This window comes from Streptomyces sp. A3M-1-3, from assembly GCF_024213665.1.
GTDB lineage: Bacteria > Actinomycetota > Actinomycetes > Streptomycetales > Streptomycetaceae > Streptomyces.
Map to the genome: position 1 here is coordinate 26,201 of NZ_JANAVP010000028.1, position 21,654 is coordinate 47,854.

Consider the following 21,654-nt stretch of genomic DNA (forward strand, 5'->3'; position numbering starts at 1 on the left):
GGTTTCGGCGTATTTGATCAAGATCGGGCCTCTCGCCGAGCCACTAAAGTGAGAGCCATGACCGAGACCCCCGCGCACATCGCACTCTGGCCCGCCCCGCACGCGAGCGGAGCCGTCGACGCCACCGTCACCGTGCCCGGATCGAAATCGGTCACCAACCGCGGCCTGGTCCTCGCCGCACTCGCCGCCGAGCCGGGCTGGCTGCGCCGCCCCCTGCGCTCGCGCGACACCCTGCTGATGGCCGAGGCGCTGCGCGCCCTGGGCGTAGGTATCGAGGAGACCGTCCCCTCCAGTTCCTCCGTCACCGGCGCCTCCGTCACCGGCGCCCCCGACCACACCGGCGAGGTCTGGCGGGTCATTCCGTCCGGACTGCACGGCCCGGCCCAGGTCGATGTCGGCAACGCCGGTACGGTCATGCGCTTCCTCCCCCCGGTCGCGGCGCTCGCCGACGGCCCGGTCCGCTTCGACGGCGACCCCCGTGCGTACGAACGCCCGCTGCACGGCGTGATCGACGCCCTGCGGGTGCTCGGCGCCCGTATCGACGACGACGGCCGCGGCGCGCTGCCGATGACCGTGCACGGCGTCGGCGCCCTGGACGGCGGCACGGTGGAGATCGACGCCTCCTCGTCCTCGCAGTTCGTCTCCGCGCTCCTGTTGTCCGCGCCGCGCTTCAACCAGGGCGTGGAGGTACGGCACGTGGGCGGCCCCCTCCCCTCCATGCCGCACATCCGGATGACCGTGGACATGCTGCGGGTGGCCGGCGCCCAGGTGGACACCCCCGAGTCGGGCGGCGAGCCGAACGTCTGGCGGGTCACCGCCGGCGCCGTACTCGGCCGCGATCTGGTGGTCGAACCGGATCTCTCCAACGCCCAGCCGTTCCTGGCGGCGGCGCTCATCACCGGCGGCCGGGTGACGATCCCGGACTGGCCCCGGCGGACCACCCAGCCCGGTGACGCGCTGCGCGAGATCTTCACGGAGATGGGCGGCAGCTGCGAGCTGACCGACCAAGGGCTCACCTTCACCGGCACCGGCCGCATCCACGGCATCGATGTCGACCTGAGCGAGGTCGGCGAGCTGACGCCGGGCATCGCGGCGGTCGCAGCCCTGGCCGACTCCGAGTCGGTACTGCGCGGTGTGGCCCATCTGCGCCTGCACGAGACCGACCGGCTGGCCGCACTCACCAAGGAGATCAACGAACTCGGCGGCGATGTCACCGAGACCGCGGACGGACTGCACATCCGGCCGCGCCCGCTGCACGGCGGGGTCTTCCACACGTACGACGACCATCGGATGGCCACCGCGGGCGCGATCATCGGTCTCGCCGTCGAGGGCGTACAGATCGAGAACGTCGCCACGACCGCCAAGACGCTGCCCGACTTCCCCGACATGTGGACCGGCATGCTCGACGGCACAGGCACAGGCACCGGCACGGGCGCGGGAGCCTGACGCGATGCGCCGCTACGGCAAGAACCCCGACGAGGACGACATCCGGGTCCGCCCGAACCGCAAGGGCAACCGGCCCCGTACCAGCATCCGCCCCAAGCACGAGGACGCCCTGGAAGGGTTCGTCCTGACGGTGGACCGCGGCCGGCTGACCTGCCTCGTCGAGGGCCGTACGGTGATGGCGATGAAGGCCCGCGAACTGGGCCGCAAGGGCGTCGTCGTCGGCGACCGGGTCGGCATCGTCGGCGACCTGACCGGCGACAAGGACACCCTCGCGCGCATCGTGCGGGTCCACGAGCGCGCGTCCGTCCTGCGGCGCACCGCCGACGACGACGATCCGTACGAGCGGGTGGTCGTGGCCAACGCCGACCAGCTGGCGATCGTCACGGCTCTCGCCGACCCCGAGCCGCGCCCGCGCCTGATCGACCGCTGTCTGGTCGCCGCGTACGACGCCGGGCTCGAACCCCTCCTGGTCCTGACGAAGTCCGATCTCGCTCCGGCCGACGAGCTGCTGGAGACGTACTCGATGCTCGGCGTGAACTATGTCGTCACCAACCGCGACGAGCTGAAGACCGGCGAGGCGGCGGACCGGGTCCGCGAGAGCCTCACCGACCGGATCACCGCCTTCGTCGGCCACTCCGGTGTCGGCAAGACGACCCTCGTCAACGCGCTGGTGGCGGCGGACCGGCGGCGCGCGACGGGCCGCGTCAACGCCGTCACGGGCCGCGGCCGGCACACCACCACTTCGGCGCTCGCCCTGCCGCTGCCGGGCGAGACGGGGTGGGTGATCGACACCCCGGGCGTCCGGTCGTTCGGGCTGCACCACGTCGACCCGTCGCGGGTCATCCTGGCCTTCCCCGATCTCGTACCGGGTACGGAGGGCTGTCCGCGTGCGTGCAGTCACGACGAGGAGGAGTGCGCCCTGGACGCGTGGGTGGCCGACGGCCACGCGGAACCGGCCCGGCTCTACTCGCTGCGGCGGCTGCTGGCGACGCGCGAGCGACGCGAAGGGGACTGAGCCAGCACGTTTGCCGGACCCCGCTGCTGGTAAGTGCATAATCGCACCAAGCGAGACGAAGCAGTCAGGCGAAGCAGTCACCGAATGCGGGAGGACTCATCATGGCGTGGCTGCTGGTCGTGGTCGCCGGGTTTCTCGAGACCGGCTTCGCTGTGTCTCTCAAGCTCTCGCACGGTTTCACCAGACTGTGGCCCACGGTCGCGTTCTGCGCTTTCGCGCTCGGCAGTTTCGGCCTGCTGACCCTCGCGTTGAAGAGGCTCGACGTCGGTCCGGCGTACGCGGTGTGGACCGGCATCGGCGCGGCCGGCACCGCCGTCTACGGCATGGTGTTCCTCGGCGATCTGGTCTCCACCCTCAAAATCGTGTCGATCACGCTGGTGATCGTCGGCGTCATCGGACTGCAACTCTCGGGCTCGGCCCGCTGACACCCGGCGCACTGACCCGCAGCGCGTTGCGTACCAGCCGTCCCACATCCTCGCCGCTCGGCGCGATCACGTACGAAAGGGCGAGCCGCACCGCGAGTTCGCAGCGGTGCGCCAGCTCGTCACGCCCCTCCTCGGTACGCCACTCCTCGGGCCGCCCCTTCCCCAGCACCGCGGCCGCCCGGTCCCGTACGGCAGCAGACAGCTCGGCCGGCGAGAGCATCCCCGCATCGGCCCGGCGCTGGGCAGGCACGATGGCCGACGAGTGGGGCGGGGCGGGCCTCGGGGCGGGGAGCCGTTCGCTCCAGCAGCCTGTGAGCAGCGCCCGTACGAGAGGGTTGCCGCGAGCCGCCCGCACCGTCCACTCGGCGACCGCGGCGAGCCGGTCCCACGGCCCGCTGCCGGCGCTCAGCGCCTGGTCGACGCCGCGCAGATAGAGGTCGGTCTCCCGGCGCACCAGCGCACGGGCCAGACCTTCCTTGCTGCCGAACTCGTTGTAGAGGGTCTGCCGCGAGACCCCGGCCGCGGCCGCGACGTCGACCATCCGCACCATGGGCCAGGGCCGGCCGGCGAGCGCCACGAAGGCGGCGTCGAGTAAGGATTCCCGCGCTGTCGGCATCGTTGCCTCCCGCTGCTCTGCGGTCAGAGTTGACGTACGGCAGGGCGGTGTCAATAGTTCGCGCGGGTCGTCCGCGGGTTGGTCCGCGGGTTGGTCCGCGGGCGATGCCGTGTGGTCCGTCCAATCGAGTCTCGATACTGTTCGCCCATGCCCGACTTTCACGATGACCTGCGCCTCGCCCATGTACTCGCCGACGCCGCCGACGCCGCGACGATAGACCGGTTCAAGGCTCTGGACCTCAAGGTCGAGACCAAGCCGGACATGACACCGGTGAGCGAGGCGGACAAGGCGTCGGAGGAGCTGATCCGCGGCCAGCTGCAGCGTGCGCGGCCGCGTGACGCGATCCTCGGCGAGGAGTACGGCATCGAGGGCACGGGCCCCCGCCGCTGGGTCATCGATCCGATCGACGGTACGAAGAACTACGTGCGGGGCGTTCCCGTGTGGGCGACGCTGATCTCGCTCATGGTGCAGGGGGAGGGCGGCTACCAGCCGGTGGTGGGCGTGGTGTCCGCCCCGGCGCTGGGCCGCCGCTGGTGGGCGGCGCAGGGTGGCGGCGCGTACACCGGGCGCAGTCTGACCTCGGCGACCCGGCTGCAGGTCTCCAAGGTCGGCCGGATCGCGGACGCCTCGTTCGCGTACTCCTCGCTGAGCGGCTGGGAGGACCAGGGGCGCCTCGACGGTTTCCTCGACCTGACCCGGGACTGCTGGCGGACCCGCGGGTACGGCGATTTCTGGCCGTACATGATGGTCGCCGAAGGCTCGGTGGACATCTGCGCGGAGCCCGAGCTCTCGCTCTGGGACATGGCCGCGAACGCGATCATCGTCCAGGAGGCGGGCGGGCGTTTCACCAGCCTCGACGGGGTGCCGGGCCCGGGCGGCGGCAATGCTGCGGCGTCCAACGGCCTGCTGCACGACGACCTGCTCGGGTATCTGAACCAGCGTTACTGACGACAGCTTCGGGACCAGGGGCGCGCGGCGATCAGCTGCGCGCCCTCTTGTTGACCCTCCGTGTCCGTGCAACTCTGAGAGTCCCCCCACTTGTGAACTTGTGAATCCATTCTCTAAGAGGGGGATTCACCAAGGAGGTGGCTCCATTCATGCTCGTCCGTGACGCCATGAGTACGGTGGTCCTCACCATCGGACCCGCCCACACACTCCGCCAGGCAGCGCGGCTGATGGCCGCCCGCCGGGTCGGCGCAGCCGTCGTCCTCGACCCCGACACCAGCGGGCTCGGCATTCTCACCGAGCGCGACATCCTCATCTCGGTCGGGCTGGGACAGGACCCCGACCGCGAGACCGCGGGCTCGCACACCACGACCGACGTGGTCTTCGCCGCACCCGGCTGGACCCTGGAGGACGCAGCGGACGCCATGGCACACGGTGGCTTCCGGCATCTCGTCGTACTCGACCGGAACGAGCCCGTCGGAGTCGTCTCCGTACGCGACATCATCCGCTGCTGGGCCCCCAGCAAGCGGCACAGCGCGGCCCTCGCCGGCTGACCCGGCCCGCCGACGAGCCCCGGAACACGCCAACGGGCCGGACTCCCCGAGGGGAATCCGGCCCGTCACCTACGACAAACGATCCGGTCAGCCGCGCAGGGCCTGGACCGCGGCCTCCAGCCGCTTGCCGAAGTCACCGTCGGCCTGACGGAAGTTGTTGACCGCACGCTCGGCGATGTCGTCGCGCGACACCTTCGAGATGAACCCGGCGAGGTTCTCGATCAGGCGGCCCTTCTCGTCCTCGGACATCAGGCGGTAGAGGTTGCCGGCCTGAACGAAGTCGTTGTCCTCGGAGTGGTTCGGCGCCTCGTGGGTGCCGGTGGCACCGGACACCGGAGTCGGCTGCCACAGCGGCTTGTCCGTCTGGAACGGGCCGCCGAAGCTGTTCGGCTCGTAGTTCTTCGCGCGGCCGTGGCGGCCGTCGTACAGCAGACCGTCACGGCTGTTGGTGCGCGCCTCGGTGCCGTGCGGACGGTTCACCGGCAGGTGGTCGGCGTTGATGCCGACGCGGTAGCGGTGGGCGTCGCCGTACGCGAAGAGACGGCCCTGCAGCATCTTGTCCGGGGAGGGACCGATGCCCGGCACGAAGTGCGCCGGCGAGAAGATGGACTGCTCGACCTCGGCGAAGATGTTCTCCGGGTTGCGGTTGAGCTCCAGCTTGCCGATCTCGATCGGCGGGTAGTCCTCGTGCGGCCAGACCTTGGTCAGGTCGAACGGGTTGAAGCGGTAGTCGGCCGCCCCGGCCGCCGGCATGATCTGCACCTGCACGGTCCAGGACGGGAAGTCGCCGCGCTCGATGGCCTCGCGCAGGTCGCGCTGGTGGCTGTCCGGGTCCTCACCGGCGAGCTGGTTGGCCTCGTCGGTGGTGAGGTTCTTGATGCCCTGGTCGGTCTTGAAGTGGTACTTGACCCAGAAGACCTCGCCGGCCTCGTTGTTCCACTGGTACGTGTGCGAGCCGTACCCGTTCATGTGGCGCAGCGTCGCCGGGATGCCGCGGTCACCGAACAGCCAGGTCACCTGGTGGGTCGACTCGGGGCTGAGGCCCCAGAAGTCCCAGACGTTGTCGGCCTCCTGGCTGCCCGTGTACGGGTCGCGCTTCTGGGTGTGGATGAAGTCGGGGAACTTGATGGCGTCCTTGATGAAGAACACCGGGGTGTTGTTGCCGACGAGGTCGTAGTTGCCCTCTTCGGTGTAGAACTTCAGCGCGAAGCCGCGGGGGTCGCGCACCGCGTCGGCCGAGCCGAGGTTGCCCGCGACGGTGGAGAACCGCAGGAACCCCTCGGTCTGCTTGCCGACCTCGGAGAGGAACTTGGCACGCGTCCACTGCGAGACGTCGCGGGTCAGCGTGAAGGTGCCGTACGCGCCGGCGCCGCGCGCGTGAACGATGCGCTCCGGGATGCGCTCCCGGTTGAAGTGCGCGAGCTTCTCGAGCAGCAGCTGGTCCTGGACCAGAACGGGACCGCCGACGCCAGCGGTCTCGCTGTTCTGGTTGTCGGCGACCGGAGCTCCGGCCTCCGTGGTGAGCGGTCCCTGCGTCACGTGCGCCTCCTGCGTCATTCCTGCAACGTCCTGTCCTTGGCGGTTGCCGGTCTCGATCCTACGATGGACTTTGTCTAAGTCAAGTAAGCATCCAAAGTCACACCCGTTCGGGACTTCGGTCCCCTCGCTGTTAGGCTGACCCCTATGAGTGACCTGCTGGAACGACTTCGCGGACGCGGATGGCGCATGACCGCACAGCGGCGTGTCGTGGCCGAGGTCCTCGACGGGGACCACGTCCACCTGACGGCCGACGAGGTGCACGCGCGCGCCGTGGCCAAGCTGCCGGAGATCTCCCGCGCGACCGTGTACAACACGCTGGGAGAAATGGTGACCCTCGGCGAGGTCCTGGAGGTGTCCACGGACCGTCGCGCGAAGCGGTACGACCCGAACGCGCACCGTCCGCACCAGCACCTGGTCTGCGCACAGTGCGGCGCGATCCGCGACGTCCACCCGGCGGGCAACCCGCTGGCGGACCTGCCGACCTCGGAGCGCTTCGGCTTCACCGTCTCCGACGTCGAGGTCACATACCGCGGCATCTGCCCGGGCTGCGCCTCCGCCTGACCTGACAGCGGCACGAACGGAACGACGGCCCCCAGCGCTCGGCGCTGGGGGCCGTCGTCGTTGTGTACTACATACGCATATGACGAAGGCCCGGATCCTTGAGGATCCGGGCCTTCGTCATTCAGTAGCGGGGACAGGATTTGAACCTGCGACCTCTGGGTTATGAGCCCAGCGAGCTACCGAGCTGCTCCACCCCGCGTCGGTGAACCCAACCTTACGCCGGGGCGGCCGACCAGCGCAAATCCGTTTACCCGCTCACGCGGTCAGCTCCTGGTGCAGCGCTTCGCGCAGCCGCGCGGCCCGCTCCGCGACCTCAGACGGACCCAGTTCGACGGCCCGCGCGCACCACTGCTGCCCCTCGGCCAGATCGCCGTGGCGCGCGGCGAGCAGCCCGAGCCGCAGCGCGGCGCGGCCGTGCCCCGCCATGGCCGCCCGGCTCCACCACAGGGCTGCTTCCGGCTCGCTGCCCTCGCGCGCGAGCAGCAGCCCGAGGTTGAAGGCGCCGTTGCGGCTGCCCGCCTCGGCGGCCTCGCGGTACCAACGGGCGGCCTCGACCAGGTCGCCGCGGCCGGCGGCCAGCATGCCGACGCGTACCTGGGCGCGGCGGTGCCCCTGCTCGGCGGCCCGCTCGTACCACTCCTCGCACTCGGACTTCTCCGACACCGGTTCACCGAGCCCCACCGGCTCCGGCGGCGGCTGCAGGGAGTCCAGCAGCGAACCGAGCCGGAAGGCGGCCTCCGCGCTGCCACCGCCCGCGGCGCACCGCAGGTGGCGCTCGGCGCCCCGCTCCTCGCCGTCCCGGACCAGCGCGATGCCGACCTGGAGGGCGGCCTCGGTGTGCCCGGCGGCGGCTGCCCGCTCGTACCACTTCAGCGCCGTACGGTCGTCGTCGCGGCTCGCGTGCAGGATGCCGAGGTTGAACGCGGCGTCCACGCTGCCCGCCTCGGCCGCCTTGGAGAACCAGGGCTCGGCCCCGGCCGCGTCCCCGCCCTGGAGCAGCAGGATGGCGAGCGCGTTGGCGGCCTCCCGGTGACCCGCGTAGGCGGCACGGCGGTACCACTGCTCGGACTGCGCGGTGCGGTCCTGGGCAGCGCAGAGCAGGGCGAGGTTGTACGCCCCGTTGTCGTCGCCGGCGTCCATCGCGGCCCGGTACCAGCGCTCGGCGGTCTGCGTCTCGCCGCGGGCGGCGTGCAGCGCGCCCAGGGCGTTGGCGGCGTTTCCGTCGCCCTCCTGGGCAGCCCGGTGCCACCACACGGCCGCGCTGTCCTCGTCGCCCGCGTCGCGCAGCAGGAAGCCGAGCGCACAGGCGGCGCGGGACTCGCCGTCCTTGGCGGAGGTCAGGTACCAGCGGCCCGCCTCCTTCAGCTCGCCGCGTCCCTCGAGGATCGAGCCGAGGTGCAGGGCGGCACGCCGGTGCCCCCGCGCGGCGGCCTGGCGGTACCACTGCTCGGCCTCGTCGGCCCGCTCCGTGTCGGTCCTGCGCAGGTGCTGGGCGAGCCGGTACGCCGCTTCGCGGTGGCCCTGCTCGGCGGCGGCGCGCAGCCAGCGCTCGGCGCCGACGTCGCCGCGGTGCTCCAGCAGGTCGGCGAGGGCGTACGCACCGAGGGCATGGCCGGACTCGGCGGACTGGCGCAGCCAGTATTCGGCCGCCGGCTCGTCGCCGCGCTCGCGGTAGTGCCGGCCGAGGGCATGGGCCGCGGCGGCGGAACCGGCGACAGCGGCGATGCGCCACCAGCCGGCCGCCTCGTCGGCGTAACCGCGCTGATGCAGCAGGACACCCAGGTTGTTGGCGGCGGCCCGGTCGCCCTCCGCGGTTGCGGCACGCAGATGGGGCTCGGCGCCGTCGAGGTCACCGCGGCGCAGGAGCAGGGCACCGAGCACACTCATCGACGCGATGTCGCCGCGCTCGGCGGCACGCCGGTGCCGCGCCTCGACTTCGGCGTCGGCGGTGTCCGCAGTGCTCTCGGCCTCTTCCTGCACAAACCGCCCTGTCTCCAACAGAGTTGACCTGTCCCCCATAAACTCCATCGTCGCACCACCTGCAACCCGCGTACACCTGGTATACCGCAGCCAGTGAGGTCACTACAGCGTTTTGTCGACATGCCCACAGATGGACAAGTCAAACACGTCTCAGCCCCAACTCCGCCCACCTGAGACGCGTTTCGCCGCATCGGCACATGACAAAGGCCCGGATCCTTAAGGATCCGGGCCTTGTCTTGAGTAGCGGGGACAGGATTTGAACCTGCGACCTCTGGGTTATGAGCCCAGCGAGCTACCGAGCTGCTCCACCCCGCGCCGTTGTGTTGCAACCGTACCACGGCGCGGAGCGGGTCCTGACCGGCCGCCGGAGCGGGCGGTCAGGACCAGCGTCAGAGTCAGAGTCAGAGTCAGGACCAGGGTCAGTGTCAGTGTCAGTGTCAGTGTCAGTGTCAGTGTCAGGGCGCGTCCGGCGTGGCACCCGGCTTTGCGGCCGCCTTGGCCTCGGCGTCGGCAGCCCGCTTCAGCGCCGCCGCGAGCTCGTCCTGGGCCTTGCCGTAGGCGGTCCAGTCACCCTCCTTGAGCGCCTTCTCTCCGTCGTCGAAGGCCTTCTGCGCATCGGCCAGCGCCTGCTTCACCGTCGGGTCCTGCGGTGTCGTCGGCGGCTTGGTGGTGTCGTCGCCGGGCGGCGGTGGCTCGGTGGTGTCCGCGCCCTCCGCTCCGAAGACCTTGTTCAGGGCCTCGCCGAGGGTGTCCTCGAACGCGGTCTCCTTGCCGTACGAGACCAGCACCTTCTTCAGCAGCGGGTAGTTGACCCCGCCACCGCGCACGTACACCGGCTCGACGTACAGCAGGTCGCCGTCGAGCGGCAGCGTCATGAGGTTTCCGTACTCGACCTCGGAGTCGCCGCCCTTGAGGAGCCTGATCTTCTCCGCGATCACCTCGTCGGAGTTGAACTGGCTCTGCACCTGCTTGGGTCCGGCGACCGTGGTACTCGCCGGCAGTTTCAGGATCTCGATCCTGCCGTAGTCCTTGGCGTCCGCCTCGGCGTTGACCGCCATGAACGCGCTCAGGTTGTCGCGGCCGTTCGGTGTGAACGTCGTCGTCAGCGAGAACGCCTGGTCGGTCTGCTTCGGCATCTTCATGGACAGGTAGTACGGCGGAACGGCGTTGCCCGACTTGTTGGTCGGGTCGTCCGGCACCTGCCACGCCTCACTGCCGCTGAGGAACGTCTGCGGGTCGGTGACGTGGTAGCGGGTCAGGAGTTCACGCTGCACCTTGAACAGGTCCTGCGGGTAGCGCATGTGCTCCTTGAGTTGCGGCATGATCTCGCTCTTGGCCTTGACCGTGCCGGGGAACGCCTTCATCCAGGTCTTGAGGACCGGGTCCTCGGTGTCCCACTGGTAGAGGTGCACCGTGCCGTCGTACGCGTCGACTGTGGCCTTCACCGAGTTGCGGATGTAGTTGACCTGGTTCTCCTGCGCGACGACCGCGCGCTGGCTGTCGGTCAGCGCGTCCGCGGTGGTCTCCCCCAGCGTCGTACGCGAGGCGTACGGGTAGCCGTTGGACGTGGTGTACGCGTCGACGATCCACTGGATCTTCCCGCCGACGACCGCCGGGTAGGCGTCGCCGTCGATGGTCAGCCAGGGGGCGACCGCCTCCACACGCTCCTTGGGGGTGCGGTTGTAGAGAATCCGCGAACCGTCGCCGATGGCACCGGAGTAGAGGATCTGCGGCTCGCTGAAGGCCATCGCGTACGCGGCCCGGTTGAACGGGTTGGCGAGGTTGACCCCGCTCTTGCCCTTGTAGCTGGTGGTCTTCTCACCCTTGTCGTCGGAGTAGTCCAGCTCCGTCTGCGGACCGCCCACGATCGAGTACTGCTTGGTCTTCTCGCCGTAGTAGATCTGCTGCTGGAACGTGCCGAGCTGGCCCCGGGACGGCAGATCGGACTCGGTGAAGACCGGCTTGCCCTCGGAGTCGGTGGTCGTGCCCTTGGCCGCGACCACCCCGTAGCCGTGGGTGAACTTGAAGTGGTCGTTGATCCAGTTGTTCTTCGGGATGCCGTCGAGGTTCAGCTCGCGCAGTCCGATGACGGTGTCCTGGCTCTTGCCCGCCGGGTCCTTGTAGCGGTCGACATCCAGCGTGGCGGGGAAGGTGTAGTAGCCCTTGATCTGCTGGAGCTGCTGGAAGGTCGGCGAGACGATGTTCGGGTCGAGCAGCCGGATGCTGGCCGTGGTGTCGGCCTCCTTGCGCTGCTTCACCTTGTCCGTCGAGCTCGCCGCGCCCGGGTAGTCCGTCACCTTCGACGTGTCGATGCCGTACGCGTCGCGGGTGGCCTCGATGTTCTTCTCGACGTACGGAGACTCCTTGGCCTGCTCGTTCGGCTGGACCTGGAACTTCTGCACGATGGCCGGGTAGAGCCCGCCGATCAGGATCGCGGAGAGCACCATCAGACCGAAGCCGATCACCGGCAGCTGCCAGGTGCGGCGCCACAGGGTCGCGAAGAACAGCACGGCACAGATGACGGCGATGCAGAACAGGATGGTCTTCGCCGGCAGGTAGGCGTTGGCGTCGACGTACCGCAGACCGGTCCAGTTGTCCGTGGCCCTGAAGTCACTCGACTTCACCGCCAGCCCGTACCGGTCGAGCCAGTACGCGACCGCCTTGAGCGAGACGAAGAGGCCCAGCAGCACCGACAGATGGCCGGTGGCCGCGGCCGTCGCCCGCGCGCCCGGGCTGGTGATCCGCAGGCCGCCGTACAGGTAGTGCACCAGGGCGGCGGCGATCAGCGAGAGCACGGCGGCCGCGAAGCCGAAGCCGAGCAGGAAGCGGTACCAGGGCAGCTCGAACGCGTAGAACGACACGTCCATGTTGAACTGCGGGTCCTTCTGGTTGAAGGGCACGCCGTTCACCCACATCAACCAGGTACGCCACTGACCGGATGCGGAGGCGCCCGCGATCAGGCCGATGAGCGCGGTGATCCCGAGGAGCAGCCACTTCTTGTACGGGGCGATGCTCATCCGGTACCGGTCGAGGCTCTGCTGCTCCATGGACATCGCGCTCAGCGGCGGCCGCAGCCGGTGCGCCAGCCAGATGTTCACGCCGACGGCAGCCGCCATCAGCAGACCGAAGACGGAAAACAGCCCGATCTTGGTCCACAGGGTGGTCGTGAAGACCGATGAGTACTTCACGGAGCGGTACCAGAGCCAGTCGGTCCAGAACCCCGCGAACATGACGAACGCCATGGCCAGCACGGCCAGCACGCCCAAAGTCATGAGCAGGGTCCGGACACGCCGGGACGGGCGGCCGACTCTGATCCGTGGCCCGGACGGGCCTCCGCCGCGGTCCGGCATCTGGAAAGCCAAGGTGCGCACCTCGAAAGTCGCTGTTGGTTGAGCAGGCCCCGCGATCGTAGAGCCCACTCATGCAACTTACTGAAGCTTTACTCAGTTCCCGCTTCCGGGTCCGAAGCAGGCAGGATGTTCGCCATGTCCAACGTTTCCGCCTCCGGTACTCCCATGGCCGCGAGCCCCCTCACCCGTGCCGTACTCGAAATCGACGACTACGCCTCCGGGCTCGGCTGGGACCAGCCCGCCCGGCTCTTCGCGCTCGTCGACACCGCGCAACTGCGCACCCAGGAACCGGGGCTCGCCGCCCAGCTCGGTCTCGAGGCCGGCGAGGCCGCCGCCTCTCTCACCCCCATCGAGCAGGAGGAGCTGCCGAAGGGCACCGCTCTCGACGAGTTCCTCGGGACGATCGCCTGGCCCGACGCGGTGGCCGGATGCGCGATGACCGTGGAGCGGCTGATGCTGCCGCCTTCCGCCGAGGCGTCCGTACCGGAGGGCATGAACGACGCCCAGCTGGCCAAGTGGGTCGCAAAGCATCCGGACCGCCAGGAGGTCCGCATGACGGTGGCGGTGCTGCGCAACGGTGCGCGCGAGTCGGCCGTACGGCTGCGCGAGAAGGACTCCCCCACGGAGGTTCTCACCGGCGCCGACCTGGTGCCCGGCCTCGCCGAGGCGCTGGCCCTGACCTTCGAGGCGTAACCCCCGGCCGGCGCGAGTGGACGGCTCCGGTCAGCTCGCGCTGCACCGGGGCAGCCCGGCGGTGTTCCCCTTGCTGATGTCCTCCAGGGACTTCACGGCGTCGTCGATGGTCTTCACCTTGACCAGGGTGAGGCCGGCGGGGACGTCGGCGGCGGCCGAGGCGCAGTTCTCGGCGGGCATCAGGAAGAACGTGGCGCCCGCGTCGCGCGCGCCCACCGTCTTCATCCGGATGCCGCCGATGGGCCCGACCTTGCCGCTCTCGTCGATGGTGCCCGTGCCCGCGACGAACTTCCCGCCGGTCAGCTGCCCGGGCGTCAGCTTGTCGACAATGCCGAGGGCGAACATCAGGCCGGCGCTGGGGCCGCCGACGTCGGCCAGCTTGATGTCGATGGTGAACGGGAAGGTGTGGTCCGTCCCGGCCTGGATCCCGACCATCGCCCGGTCGGCGTCGGGTGCCCTCTCGGTGGTGATGGTGATCTTGTCGTCGCCCACGGGCTCCTTGCCGGCCTTCTCGGCCGCGGCCGCGTCGGCGGCCGGGACGACGGTGAAGACGACCTTCTCGCCGGGCGTGTGGCGGGTGACGAGCTTGGCCACGTCGGCGGGCTCCTTCACCGGCTTGCCGTCGACGGTCTTGATGACGTCACCGGCGTGCAACTTGCCCTCCGCCGGGCTGCCCTTGATCACCGTGGAGACGACGACACGGGTGGAAACCGGGATGCCGAGTTCCTTGAGGGCGGCCACCTTCGCGCTCTCCTGGGACTGGCTGAACTCCTCGGCGTTCTCCTGGGTCGACTCCTCCTCCGACTTGCCGTCCGGGTAGAGGGTGTCGTGCGGGACGACCACGTTGTCGTGGGCGAGCCAGCCGTAGACCGCCTCGACGAGGTTCATCCGGTAGTCGGCGCCGGTGACGCGGACGGTCGTCATATTGAGGTGACCGGCGGTCGGATAGGTCTTCCGGCCCGAGATCCGAAGCACCGCATCGCCGCGTGCGTCTCCGAGCGTGTTCACCGTCGGCCCCGGAGTCATCTCCGCGTACGGCACCTTGATGAGTACACCGGCGCAGAGCAGCGCGATCAGCATCAGAGTGGAAGCGAGCATCGTCGCGGTGCGGCGTGGCATGGAACGACAGTACGGGACGGCTCCGCAGGACCACCCGTGGGGCCGGTCCGTACGGGCACTCGCGGGACGCGTCAGACGGCGTCGGAACCGGAGTGTGCCTTCTCCATCGCTTCGCGGAACCTCGCATAGCCTGCGAGTTCGGATATGTCACCGGAAGTGCGGTTGCGGGCAGCCCAGCTCGCCCATATCGCAGCACCGATGGCGGCGAAAAACGGTATCAGCAACCACGCGAGCGATGCCATCCCGACCTCCCTACCCTTGAACGACCGCAGCGGATTTGATCAGCAGATTAGTCATCTGCCGGTTCAACGCTCATGGCAGGGGCCGGGTTACGCAAATCGGACGGCAAGGCGCTACGCGCCGACCCGCCCTCCCGTCGCCCGACCACCACCCCTCAACGACAGCGCTACGCGCCCACCCACTCCTCTGTGCCGTCGGAGAACTGCTGGTGCTTCCAGATCGGGACCTCGTGCTTGAGGTCGTCGATCAGCTTGCGGCAGGCCTCGAATGCCTCTCCGCGGTGGGGGCAGGAGACCGCGACGACCACCGCCAGATCGCCGACCTCCAGGTCGCCCACACGGTGGATGGCCGCCAGCGCACGCACCGGGAAGTCCGCGACGACCCGTTCCGCCACTCGGCGCATCTCGTCCTCGGCCGAGGGGTGGCAGGAGTATCCGAGGGCGTCCACATCGGCGCCGCCGTCGTGATTGCGCACGGTGCCGACGAAGAGCGCGGTGCCGCCCGCCGCCTCGTCGCCGACGGCCTTGAAGACCTCGTCGACGGAGAGCGGGGCCTCACGGATCGCGAGCAGCCGGATGGGGTCCTGAGCCGCGTGCTCGCCGGGGTGGTCGATCTTCGGTGCCATACCGTCCATCGTGCCGTACCCGGCTGACATTGCGGAATAGCCGATTCGCCGGGGGTGGCGGCCCCCATATGGAGCCTTCTACAGCGGGCTCCCGGCGAGCGGCCGGCCGTACCCGTAGCCGTTAGCCGTAGCCGTGCGCTGTCAGCGCCTGCGCGCCTTGCGGGCTCTGCGTACGACGGCCGCTGCGCCCAGCAGCGCCACGGTCGCGCCCGCCGCGCCGGCCGCTGTGGCGTCCTTGCGGCCGAGACGGCGTCCCGCGACGGTGTGCCGGCCGGCGACCTCCTCCAGCAGCTCGGCGAGGACCTCCTCATTGGTCCACTGCGGGCGCCAGCCCGCGTCGTGCAGCCGGCTGACGCTGACCACCCACGGGTGCATCGTGTACGCGAGGTCGCCCGCGGGCGACGGAGTGAGGCCGATGCGGTGCAGCCTGGCAGCGGCGCCGAGGGCGACGGCGGAGGGCAGCTCCATCCGGCGGATGCCGCTCAGCTCCTCGACCTCCTCCTGCTCCAGCCAGCCGTCGCAGCCGACCGCGAGCTCCCCCTCGACCTTCTCCAGCGCGGCGTACTCCAGTGCGCTGACCAGGTCCTCGACATGGCAGAACTGCCAGGTGGGACGCGAACCGGCGACCACCAGCAGGCGCGGGGACTCGAAGTAGCGGGTGAGCGCGGTGTCCGTACCGCCCACCAGGACGGCGGGCCTTACCACCGTGACGTTCAGACCGGGGTGGGCACGGGGTGCCCGGCGGCCCAGTCTCTCGATCTCCAGCAGGTCGCCTACGCCCGTGGCCTCGGCGGTGGCGCGCAGCTCGGAGTCCTCGGAGAGCGGAATGTCGTTGTCCGCCAGTGCCCCGTAGACCATCGCGGAGGTGCACAGCACGACCCGGTGGACCCCGACGGCCGCTGCAGCGGTGAGCACGGTCTGGGTGCCGCGCACGTTGTACGCCGTACGCGCGGCCGGGTCGGTCTCCAGGTCGAGGTCGAGCGCCAGGTGTACGACGACGTCCGCGCCGCGCAGCTTCTCGGCGATCGCCGGATCGCGTACGTCGAGGATGTGCCAGAGCGCGTCGGCGCACGCACCGCGGCGCTCGTCGACGGCCACCACCTGCTTGACCTCGTCGGATGCGGCGAGGCGCTGAACGAGCAGCGCACCGACTCCCGAGGCGGCACCGGTGACCGCGACGACGGGGCCGCGGCCGGTCGGCGCTGGGTTGTTTCGCCTCTGGCGAACTTCGGCGCTGTGCGATGCGCGAACCTGTGGATCTGGGGAACTCACCGGGCGTCTCCAGCGGTTGTCTTCAGTACGTACACGCCGTGACGCGTACGTACCAGGTGGCGTCCATCCTGCCGCAGGCCACGTGTCCGCGGAGCACCGAGCCCGGAAGCGGGTGTGGTGTCTACGCTGGGTGGTGTTGTCGGGCAATCGCCGTCGACTCCCGTCGGCGGCCTTACGAGCCGAGGAAACCCGTGAGTGACTCCCCATTCGGATTCGGCCTTCCGCCGGAGGAGCCGGAGAACGGCGACGAGGGCAAGAAGAAGGGCAATGAGGGCGGCCAGGGCGGCCCGGCGAATCCGTTCGGGTTCGGCGGGGCCGGCGGCGCGGACAATCCGTTCGCCGCGATGTTCGGTTCGCTGAACCCGAACGACCTGGGTGCGGCCTTCCAGCAGCTCGGCCAGATGCTCAGTTACGAGGGCGGTCCCGTCAACTGGGACATGGCCAAGGACATCGCGCGGCAGACGGTCGCACAGGGCGCCTCCAACGGGACCAAGGACGTCAGTGTGGGTCCCGCCGACCGGTCCGCGGTCGAGGAGGCCGTGCGCCTCGCCGACCTGTGGCTGGACAGCGTGACGTCGCTGCCCTCCGGCTCCGGTTCGGCGGTGGCGTGGAGCCGCGCCGAGTGGGTCGAGGCGACCCTGCCGGTGTGGAAGGACCTGGTCGATCCGGTCGCCGAGCGCGTCGGTGCGGCCATGGGCGACGTACTGCCCGAGGAGATGCAGGCCATGGCGGGCCCGCTGCTCGGCATGATGCGGTCCATGGGCGGGGCCATGTTCGGCCAACAGATCGGGCAGGCCGTGGGCGTGCTCGCGGGCGAGGTGGTCGGCTCGACGGACATCGGGCTGCCGCTGGGGCCGGCCGGCAAGGCCGCGCTGCTGCCGGTGAACATCGAGGCGCTCGGCAAGGACCTGGGCGTGCCGAAGGACGAGGTGCGGCTGTATCTGGCGCTGCGTGAGGCAGCCCACCAGCGGCTGTTCGCACATGTGCCGTGGCTGCGCTCGCATCTGTTCGGCGCGGTCGAGGGGTACGCGCGCGGGATCAAGGTCGACACCTCCAAGCTGGAGGACGTCGTCGGCCAGCTCGACCCGACGCACCCGGAGCAGTTGCAGGACGCCTTGCAGCAGGGCATGTTCCAGCCCGAGGACACCCCGGAGCAGAAGGCTGCGCTGGCCAGGCTGGAAACGGCGCTGGCGCTGGTGGAGGGCTGGGTGGACGCCGTGGTGCACGAGGCGGCCAAGCCCCGGCTGACGTCCGCCGACGCGCTGCGCGAGACGCTCCGCAGGCGCCGGGCCTCCGGCGGTCCGGCGGAGCAGACTTTCGCGACGCTGATCGGCCTGGAGCTGCGCCCGCGCAGGCTGCGGGATGCCGCGCGCCTGTGGGCCTCGCTCACGGACGCGCGCGGTGTGGACGGCCGGGACAACCTGTGGGAGCACCCGGACATGCTGCCGACGGCTTCCGACCTGGACGACCCGGACGGGTTCGTGCACCGGGAGCAGCTGGACTTCTCGGAGCTGGACAAGATGCTCGGCGAGGCGGCACCGAAGGAAGACCGTGGCGACGAGGGTGACAGCGAGAAGTGACCCTGCACGACGACGCCGTTCTCGTACTCAAGAACTACGAGGCACAGGGGCAGCGGGGGCAGCAGGAGCAGCTGCGCCATACGTATCTGGACCATCTCTCGGCGCATCCGGACGGGGTGTGGAAGGCCTGCCGGGCCGGGCACATCACGGCGAGCGCGCTCGTGATCGACCCGTCGCGCGGTCGCGTGCTGCTCACGCTGCACAGGAAGCTGCAGATGTGGCTGCAGATGGGCGGCCACTGCGAGCCGGGGGACGCCACACTCGCGCACGCGGCGCTGCGGGAGGCGACGGAGGAGTCCGGCGTGCCCGGCCTGACGCTGCTGCCGGGCGGCCCGGTGACACTGGACCGGCATCCGATTCCGGCGCCCTGCAACTGGCACCTGGACGTGCAGTACGCGGCGCTGGCCCCGGCGGACGCGGTGGAGGCGATCAGCGACGAGTCGCTGGATCTGCGCTGGTTCGCGTACGACGAGGTGGCGGGTGTGGCCGACGAGTCGGTCGTACGGCTGCTGGATCGCACCCGCGCCGCGCTCTGAGCACATGGGTGAAGGGCGGTGCTCACTGCTGAGCGCCGCCCCTCACCCGTACCCGTCAGTTCCAGGCGTTGTTCTGGTTCTGCGCGTGCGAGCCGTGCTGGCCCATGCCGAACTGGGCGCGGGCGCCCTGGCCGATCTGCGCGTTCTGCGGCGGCAGCACCTCGCTGGGCTGGACCAGGACGAAGCCCTGCCCGAGAAAGCTGAGCTCCCAGCCCTCGCCGGTGTTGCCACGGCGGCGCCACACTCCGGTGGAGTGCGTCTGGGCCTGCATCTGCACCCGCAGCGAGGTGGACCAGGCGACGATGGCGTCCGCGTCGACGTTGACGTACTTGTCCGGCGTCACATGCATCATCAGCGGCTGGCCAGAGGTCATCAGCGCGACCTTGCCCTGCCCGGAGATGTTGAGCTGGTACTTGCCGGAGCCGGAGATTCCGTACTGGCTGTCCACCGCGATGACCTCGGTGTTCAGCGTGGAGTCCAGCGCGAGGACATAACTGCTGTCCACGGTCATTCCCTCGCGGACCACGTCCACGACATGGACGTACTGCGCGAGGTTGGCGAGGTAGACGGTGCCCTGGCCGGAGCAGCGCATCAGGTCCAGGCCCTCACCGGTGCTCGCGCGGGCGCGGCGCTGGCAGCTCGACTGGTACTCGCCGTCGAAGTCGATGAGCCCCTGGTAGGCGACCATCGCGCCCTTGCGGGCGAGGACGTCGTCCTGGCCGGTCAGGGAGACCCGCAGGAGCTGCGGGTTCTGCACGACATAGCGGTCCTGGGACTGCTGTTCCGTGTTGCTGAAAAGTGCGCTCTGCATGGTGTCTTCGCTCCCCCTCAGCCCCGGGCCCGAAGGCGGTCGGTGCTGTCCTCGCTCGGCTGTACGACGACGATCCCCTGGCCGGAGAAGGCCATCTGGTACGCCTCGCCGCTGCCCCGGCCGATCACCGAGGAGGCCTTGAAGCTGCGCTTGCCCTTCACCTTGAGGTTCGGGGACCAGGCGACGAGTGCGTCCGGGTCGACGTACGTCTCGTCGTCGCCGCGTCCGCAGTCGACGACGATCGGCGTGCCGCGGGAGGTCAGGGCGACCCATCCCGTGCCCGCGATCTCGACGTTGAACAGGCCCTGTCCGGCGAACTTGGCCAGGCCCTTCACCTTCTCCACGCCCCACTGGAGGTGCGCGTCGAAGGCGAGGACGTTGGTGCCGTTGACCGAGAGCGAGTCGTTGTTGAGGTTGATGACGACGACGTCGGCGCCGTAGTCGGCGAGGTAGAGCAGGCCGTCGCCGGTGCACTTCATGATCGGCGCACCTTCGCCGGTCACCCACTGCGCGGCCATCTGCCGTACGGCGGGCGGGTTCGGCTCGTACTGGATGAAGCCCTCGTACGCCACCATCGAGCCGGTGCGCGCGAAGAGGTCCTGGCCGCTCTGCATGGCGACCTTGAGCATGCTGCGGCCGTGGTTCTCCATACGGGCCACGACCGGGGTCGGGGCGTAGCCCGCGAGTTGCTGGTTCATGACGGGCTCCCTCAGACCTCGTAGGGCTGGACGACGATGAAGTTGCCTGGGGCACCGCGGAACTGGAGGTTCACGGTCTCGCCGCTGTGGCCCGGGTATGCGTTGCGGCGCAGCCGCACCTGGCTGGAGAGGATCACCTGCGAGGCGGACGACCAGGCGACGATGGCGTTGCTGTCAGCGAACGTCGTCGGGGTGACCGGCAGGACCACCGGAACGCCGTGCGTCTTGACGACGACCGTGCCGGTGCCCTGGAACTGCATGGTGAACAGGGCGCCGCCGGGGATGCCGTGGCCCTCGATCCTGCGGACCTCGTGCTGCAGCGACTCGTCGAACGCGAGGACGTTCTCCGCGGAGACGCAGATTCCGTCACCCTGGAGCTCGATCGAGTGCAGGTGCGCGCCGCCCTCGGCGAGAAACACCTGGCCGCGGCCGGTGCAGCGCATCAGCTGCATCTCCTGGCCGGTGTTGTTGCCGACGATGCGGCCGGCGAAGCCGGCGCTCTTGTAGCTGAAGTCGACCTTGCCCTGGTACAACACCATGCTGCCCTGGCGGGCGAGGACGGCGGTGCCGCCCATCGCCAGGTCCACGCGCATCAACTGCTGGTTCTGCGGCGTCCAGCGGGAGCCGGTCGCGGCTTCCCTGTACGGCTGCAGGGCCGCCTGGAGTCCGGCGCCGGTCTGCGGGACGGCCTGGGGCATACCTGGGGGCATGCCCTGGGGCTGTCCGTACGCACCGGGCACCTGGCCCGGGACCTGGCCGAACTGCGGCTGCTGGGGCGGCTGTCCGTACTGCTGCGGCGGCGCGGGCGGCTGGCCGTACGGCGCGGGCGCCGGGGCCTGCCCGGGGACCTGGCCGAACTGCGGCTGCTGGGGCGGCTGTCCGTACGGCGCAGGGGCGGCCGGCGAGGCCGTAGGAGCGGCCATCGTCGGGGCCGTGTGCATCTGCGGAGCGGCGGGCTGCGGCCCCTGCGGGGCGGCCGGCGCGCCGAACGACGGGGCCGGCTGCGGCGCCTGGGGCGCGGCCGGGGCGCCGAAGGACGGTGCGGGCGCGGCGGCCTGCGGCGGCGGTGCGAACGACGGGGCGCCGGCCTGCGGCTGCGCCGCCGGCTGGTCCTCGGCGACCTCGCCGCCGAAGTTCCTCAGCAGCGCGTCGAGCCCGCCGTCGAAGCCCTGGCCGACGGCGGCGAAACGCCACACGTCCTTCAGGTAGAAGTCACCGAGCATGACCGCGCGCTCGGTGGTGAACTCCGAGCCGGTGAAGGCATACCTGACGACCTCTTCGCCACCCGCGACGATACGGATGTAGCCGGGGCCGACCTGCGACATCTGTCCCGCGCCGTCGAGCGTCGCGGTGAAGGAGAGCTTGTGGATGTTCGCGGGTACACGGTCCAGGGTGACGCGGAAGGACTCGGTGTCACCGGACTGCGCGCCCAGCTGCTGAATGGACTCTTCCGGCGACTTCGGCTGGTTGAAGAAGATGAAATACCGGTCGTCCGACAGCTGCTCATTCGCATCGAGACCGAAGCAGCTGATGTCGAACGTCAGCCCGGGTCCGGCGATCTGCACACCTACGTACAGATCCGTCCCTGCTGTGAGGTCACTGACTTTGGCCTTGTGGCCGCGTTGGAATTCCCTGGCCATGCGTAACGA

20 protein-coding genes and 2 tRNA genes are annotated in these 21,654 nt (G+C 69.9%); 9 read left to right on the forward strand and 13 right to left on the reverse strand.

What is annotated here, in order from left to right; genetic code table 11:
- Positions 1–57 precede the first annotated feature (57 nt).
- From aroA to NLX86_RS26635, 3 genes are all read left to right on the forward strand, one after another.
- Entirely contained in the window at positions 58–1,446 is a 1,389-nt protein-coding gene (aroA, locus tag NLX86_RS26625) for a 3-phosphoshikimate 1-carboxyvinyltransferase (RefSeq protein ID WP_254374333.1), read from the forward strand.
- 4 nt (positions 1,447–1,450) lie between these two features.
- Positions 1,451–2,461, forward strand: coding sequence for a ribosome small subunit-dependent GTPase A (gene rsgA / locus NLX86_RS26630; RefSeq protein ID WP_254374334.1), 1,011 nt, complete (start codon positions 1,451–1,453; stop codon positions 2,459–2,461).
- A 101-nt stretch (positions 2,462–2,562) separates the two neighbouring features.
- Complete coding sequence (locus NLX86_RS26635; protein ID WP_254374335.1) at positions 2,563–2,886, forward strand: multidrug efflux SMR transporter; 324 nt, start codon at positions 2,563–2,565, stop codon at positions 2,884–2,886.
- On the opposite strand, the gene NLX86_RS26640 is transcribed toward NLX86_RS26635, so the two are convergent.
- A complete protein-coding gene (locus NLX86_RS26640; protein WP_254374336.1) occupies positions 2,852–3,502 on the reverse strand; it encodes a TetR/AcrR family transcriptional regulator in 651 nt (216 codons plus the stop codon). The genes NLX86_RS26635 and NLX86_RS26640 overlap by 35 nt on opposite strands.
- 147 nt (positions 3,503–3,649) lie before the next feature.
- Here NLX86_RS26640 and hisN point away from each other — a divergent pair, with 147 nt between their 5' ends.
- Both hisN and NLX86_RS26650 read left to right on the forward strand, forming a co-directional pair.
- The gene (gene hisN / locus NLX86_RS26645) at positions 3,650–4,450 is read left to right on the forward strand and encodes a histidinol-phosphatase (protein WP_254374337.1); all 801 of its coding nucleotides are present in this window, start codon (positions 3,650–3,652) and stop codon (positions 4,448–4,450) included.
- A gap of 149 nt (positions 4,451–4,599) precedes the next feature.
- Positions 4,600–5,001 (forward strand): cyclic nucleotide-binding/CBS domain-containing protein, encoded by a 402-nt coding sequence (locus NLX86_RS26650; protein WP_254374338.1) that lies wholly within the window; start codon positions 4,600–4,602, stop codon positions 4,999–5,001.
- An 87-nt stretch (positions 5,002–5,088) separates the two neighbouring features.
- Here the strand turns inward: NLX86_RS26650 and NLX86_RS26655 are convergent, their stop codons facing one another.
- Positions 5,089–6,558 carry a catalase gene (locus tag NLX86_RS26655; protein ID WP_302061798.1) on the reverse strand — a complete coding sequence of 490 codons (1,470 nt, stop codon included), beginning with the start codon at positions 6,556–6,558 and terminating at the stop codon, positions 5,089–5,091.
- Positions 6,559–6,684: 126 nt separating this feature from the next.
- Between NLX86_RS26655 and NLX86_RS26660 the strand changes: the two genes are divergently transcribed.
- Positions 6,685–7,101 (forward strand): Fur family transcriptional regulator, encoded by a 417-nt coding sequence (locus tag NLX86_RS26660; protein ID WP_254374340.1) that lies wholly within the window; start codon positions 6,685–6,687, stop codon positions 7,099–7,101.
- A gap of 125 nt (positions 7,102–7,226) precedes the next feature.
- Here the strand turns inward: NLX86_RS26660 and NLX86_RS26665 are convergent.
- The 4 genes from NLX86_RS26665 to NLX86_RS26680 all read right to left on the reverse strand — a co-directional run bounded on the left by NLX86_RS26665 (position 7,227) and on the right by NLX86_RS26680 (position 12,431).
- Positions 7,227–7,300 (reverse strand) — tRNA-Met (locus NLX86_RS26665).
- A 56-nt stretch (positions 7,301–7,356) separates the two neighbouring features.
- Entirely contained in the window at positions 7,357–9,129 is a 1,773-nt protein-coding gene (locus tag NLX86_RS26670) for a tetratricopeptide repeat protein (protein ID WP_254374341.1), read from the reverse strand.
- A 193-nt stretch (positions 9,130–9,322) separates the two neighbouring features.
- Positions 9,323–9,396 (reverse strand) — tRNA-Met (locus NLX86_RS26675).
- A 140-nt stretch (positions 9,397–9,536) separates the two neighbouring features.
- Positions 9,537–12,431: a UPF0182 family protein gene (locus NLX86_RS26680; protein ID WP_254374388.1), complete on the reverse strand. Its 2,895-nt coding sequence runs from the start codon at positions 12,429–12,431 to the stop codon at positions 9,537–9,539.
- Positions 12,432–12,557: 126 nt separating this feature from the next.
- Between NLX86_RS26680 and NLX86_RS26685 the strand changes: the two genes are divergently transcribed.
- A complete protein-coding gene (locus NLX86_RS26685) occupies positions 12,558–13,124 on the forward strand; it encodes a PPA1309 family protein (RefSeq protein ID WP_254374342.1) in 567 nt (188 codons plus the stop codon).
- A gap of 30 nt (positions 13,125–13,154) precedes the next feature.
- Here the strand turns inward: NLX86_RS26685 and NLX86_RS26690 are convergent, their stop codons facing one another.
- The 4 genes from NLX86_RS26690 to NLX86_RS26705 all read right to left on the reverse strand — a co-directional run bounded on the left by NLX86_RS26690 (position 13,155) and on the right by NLX86_RS26705 (position 16,380).
- On the reverse strand, positions 13,155–14,243 hold the full coding sequence (locus NLX86_RS26690) for a PDZ domain-containing protein (protein WP_254374343.1): 1,089 nt from the start codon (positions 14,241–14,243) through the stop codon (positions 13,155–13,157).
- 71 nt (positions 14,244–14,314) lie between these two features.
- On the reverse strand, positions 14,315–14,485 hold the full coding sequence (locus NLX86_RS26695; protein ID WP_254374344.1) for a hypothetical protein: 171 nt from the start codon (positions 14,483–14,485) through the stop codon (positions 14,315–14,317).
- A 164-nt stretch (positions 14,486–14,649) separates the two neighbouring features.
- Entirely contained in the window at positions 14,650–15,108 is a 459-nt protein-coding gene (locus tag NLX86_RS26700; RefSeq protein ID WP_254374345.1) for a molybdenum cofactor biosynthesis protein MoaE, read from the reverse strand.
- A 141-nt stretch (positions 15,109–15,249) separates the two neighbouring features.
- Positions 15,250–16,380, reverse strand: coding sequence for an SDR family oxidoreductase (locus NLX86_RS26705; RefSeq protein WP_254374346.1), 1,131 nt, complete (start codon positions 16,378–16,380; stop codon positions 15,250–15,252).
- 191 nt (positions 16,381–16,571) lie between these two features.
- On the opposite strand from NLX86_RS26705, the gene NLX86_RS26710 reads away from it, so the two are divergent.
- Entirely contained in the window at positions 16,572–17,960 is a 1,389-nt protein-coding gene (locus NLX86_RS26710; RefSeq protein WP_254374347.1) for a zinc-dependent metalloprotease, read from the forward strand.
- Entirely contained in the window at positions 17,957–18,496 is a 540-nt protein-coding gene (locus tag NLX86_RS26715) for an NUDIX hydrolase (RefSeq protein WP_254374348.1), read from the forward strand. Before NLX86_RS26710 ends, NLX86_RS26715 begins: the two co-directional genes overlap by 4 nt.
- A 55-nt stretch (positions 18,497–18,551) precedes the next feature.
- Here NLX86_RS26715 and NLX86_RS26720 read toward each other — a convergent pair whose 3' ends face one another.
- From NLX86_RS26720 to NLX86_RS26730, 3 genes are read right to left on the reverse strand one after another with little or no spacing between them, the layout of a single operon-like run.
- A complete protein-coding gene (locus tag NLX86_RS26720) occupies positions 18,552–19,307 on the reverse strand; it encodes an AIM24 family protein (protein ID WP_254374349.1) in 756 nt (251 codons plus the stop codon).
- Positions 19,308–19,324: 17 nt separating this feature from the next.
- Positions 19,325–20,005 (reverse strand): AIM24 family protein, encoded by a 681-nt coding sequence (locus tag NLX86_RS26725; protein ID WP_254374350.1) that lies wholly within the window; start codon positions 20,003–20,005, stop codon positions 19,325–19,327.
- 11 nt (positions 20,006–20,016) lie between these two features.
- Positions 20,017–21,645, reverse strand: a complete 1,629-nt coding sequence (locus NLX86_RS26730; RefSeq protein WP_254374351.1) for a TerD family protein — start codon at positions 21,643–21,645, stop codon at positions 20,017–20,019.
- Positions 21,646–21,654: the final 9 nt, after the last annotated feature.

What these genes read in the sequence shown, in the direction of transcription:
- aroA (WP_254374333.1), top strand. Translation starts at nt 58, where the DNA reads ATGACCGAGACCCCCGCGCACATCGCACTCTGGCCCGCCCCGCACGCG.
- rsgA (WP_254374334.1), top strand. Translation starts at nt 1,451, where the DNA reads ATGCGCCGCTACGGCAAGAACCCCGACGAGGACGACATCCGGGTCCGC.
- NLX86_RS26635 (WP_254374335.1), top strand. Translation starts at nt 2,563, where the DNA reads ATGGCGTGGCTGCTGGTCGTGGTCGCCGGGTTTCTCGAGACCGGCTTC.
- NLX86_RS26640 (WP_254374336.1), bottom strand. Translation starts at nt 3,502, where the DNA reads ATGCCGACAGCGCGGGAATCCTTACTCGACGCCGCCTTCGTGGCGCTC.
- hisN (WP_254374337.1), top strand. Translation starts at nt 3,650, where the DNA reads ATGCCCGACTTTCACGATGACCTGCGCCTCGCCCATGTACTCGCCGAC.
- NLX86_RS26650 (WP_254374338.1), top strand. Translation starts at nt 4,600, where the DNA reads ATGCTCGTCCGTGACGCCATGAGTACGGTGGTCCTCACCATCGGACCC.
- NLX86_RS26655 (WP_302061798.1), bottom strand. Translation starts at nt 6,558, where the DNA reads ATGACGCAGGAGGCGCACGTGACGCAGGGACCGCTCACCACGGAGGCC.
- NLX86_RS26660 (WP_254374340.1), top strand. Translation starts at nt 6,685, where the DNA reads ATGAGTGACCTGCTGGAACGACTTCGCGGACGCGGATGGCGCATGACC.
- NLX86_RS26670 (WP_254374341.1), bottom strand. Translation starts at nt 9,129, where the DNA reads ATGGAGTTTATGGGGGACAGGTCAACTCTGTTGGAGACAGGGCGGTTT.
- NLX86_RS26680 (WP_254374388.1), bottom strand. Translation starts at nt 12,431, where the DNA reads ATGCCGGACCGCGGCGGAGGCCCGTCCGGGCCACGGATCAGAGTCGGC.
- NLX86_RS26685 (WP_254374342.1), top strand. Translation starts at nt 12,558, where the DNA reads ATGTTCGCCATGTCCAACGTTTCCGCCTCCGGTACTCCCATGGCCGCG.
- NLX86_RS26690 (WP_254374343.1), bottom strand. Translation starts at nt 14,243, where the DNA reads ATGCCACGCCGCACCGCGACGATGCTCGCTTCCACTCTGATGCTGATC.
- NLX86_RS26695 (WP_254374344.1), bottom strand. Translation starts at nt 14,485, where the DNA reads ATGGCATCGCTCGCGTGGTTGCTGATACCGTTTTTCGCCGCCATCGGT.
- NLX86_RS26700 (WP_254374345.1), bottom strand. Translation starts at nt 15,108, where the DNA reads ATGGCACCGAAGATCGACCACCCCGGCGAGCACGCGGCTCAGGACCCC.
- NLX86_RS26720 (WP_254374349.1), bottom strand. Translation starts at nt 19,307, where the DNA reads ATGCAGAGCGCACTTTTCAGCAACACGGAACAGCAGTCCCAGGACCGC.
- NLX86_RS26725 (WP_254374350.1), bottom strand. Translation starts at nt 20,005, where the DNA reads ATGAACCAGCAACTCGCGGGCTACGCCCCGACCCCGGTCGTGGCCCGT.
- NLX86_RS26730 (WP_254374351.1), bottom strand. Translation starts at nt 21,645, where the DNA reads ATGGCCAGGGAATTCCAACGCGGCCACAAGGCCAAAGTCAGTGACCTC.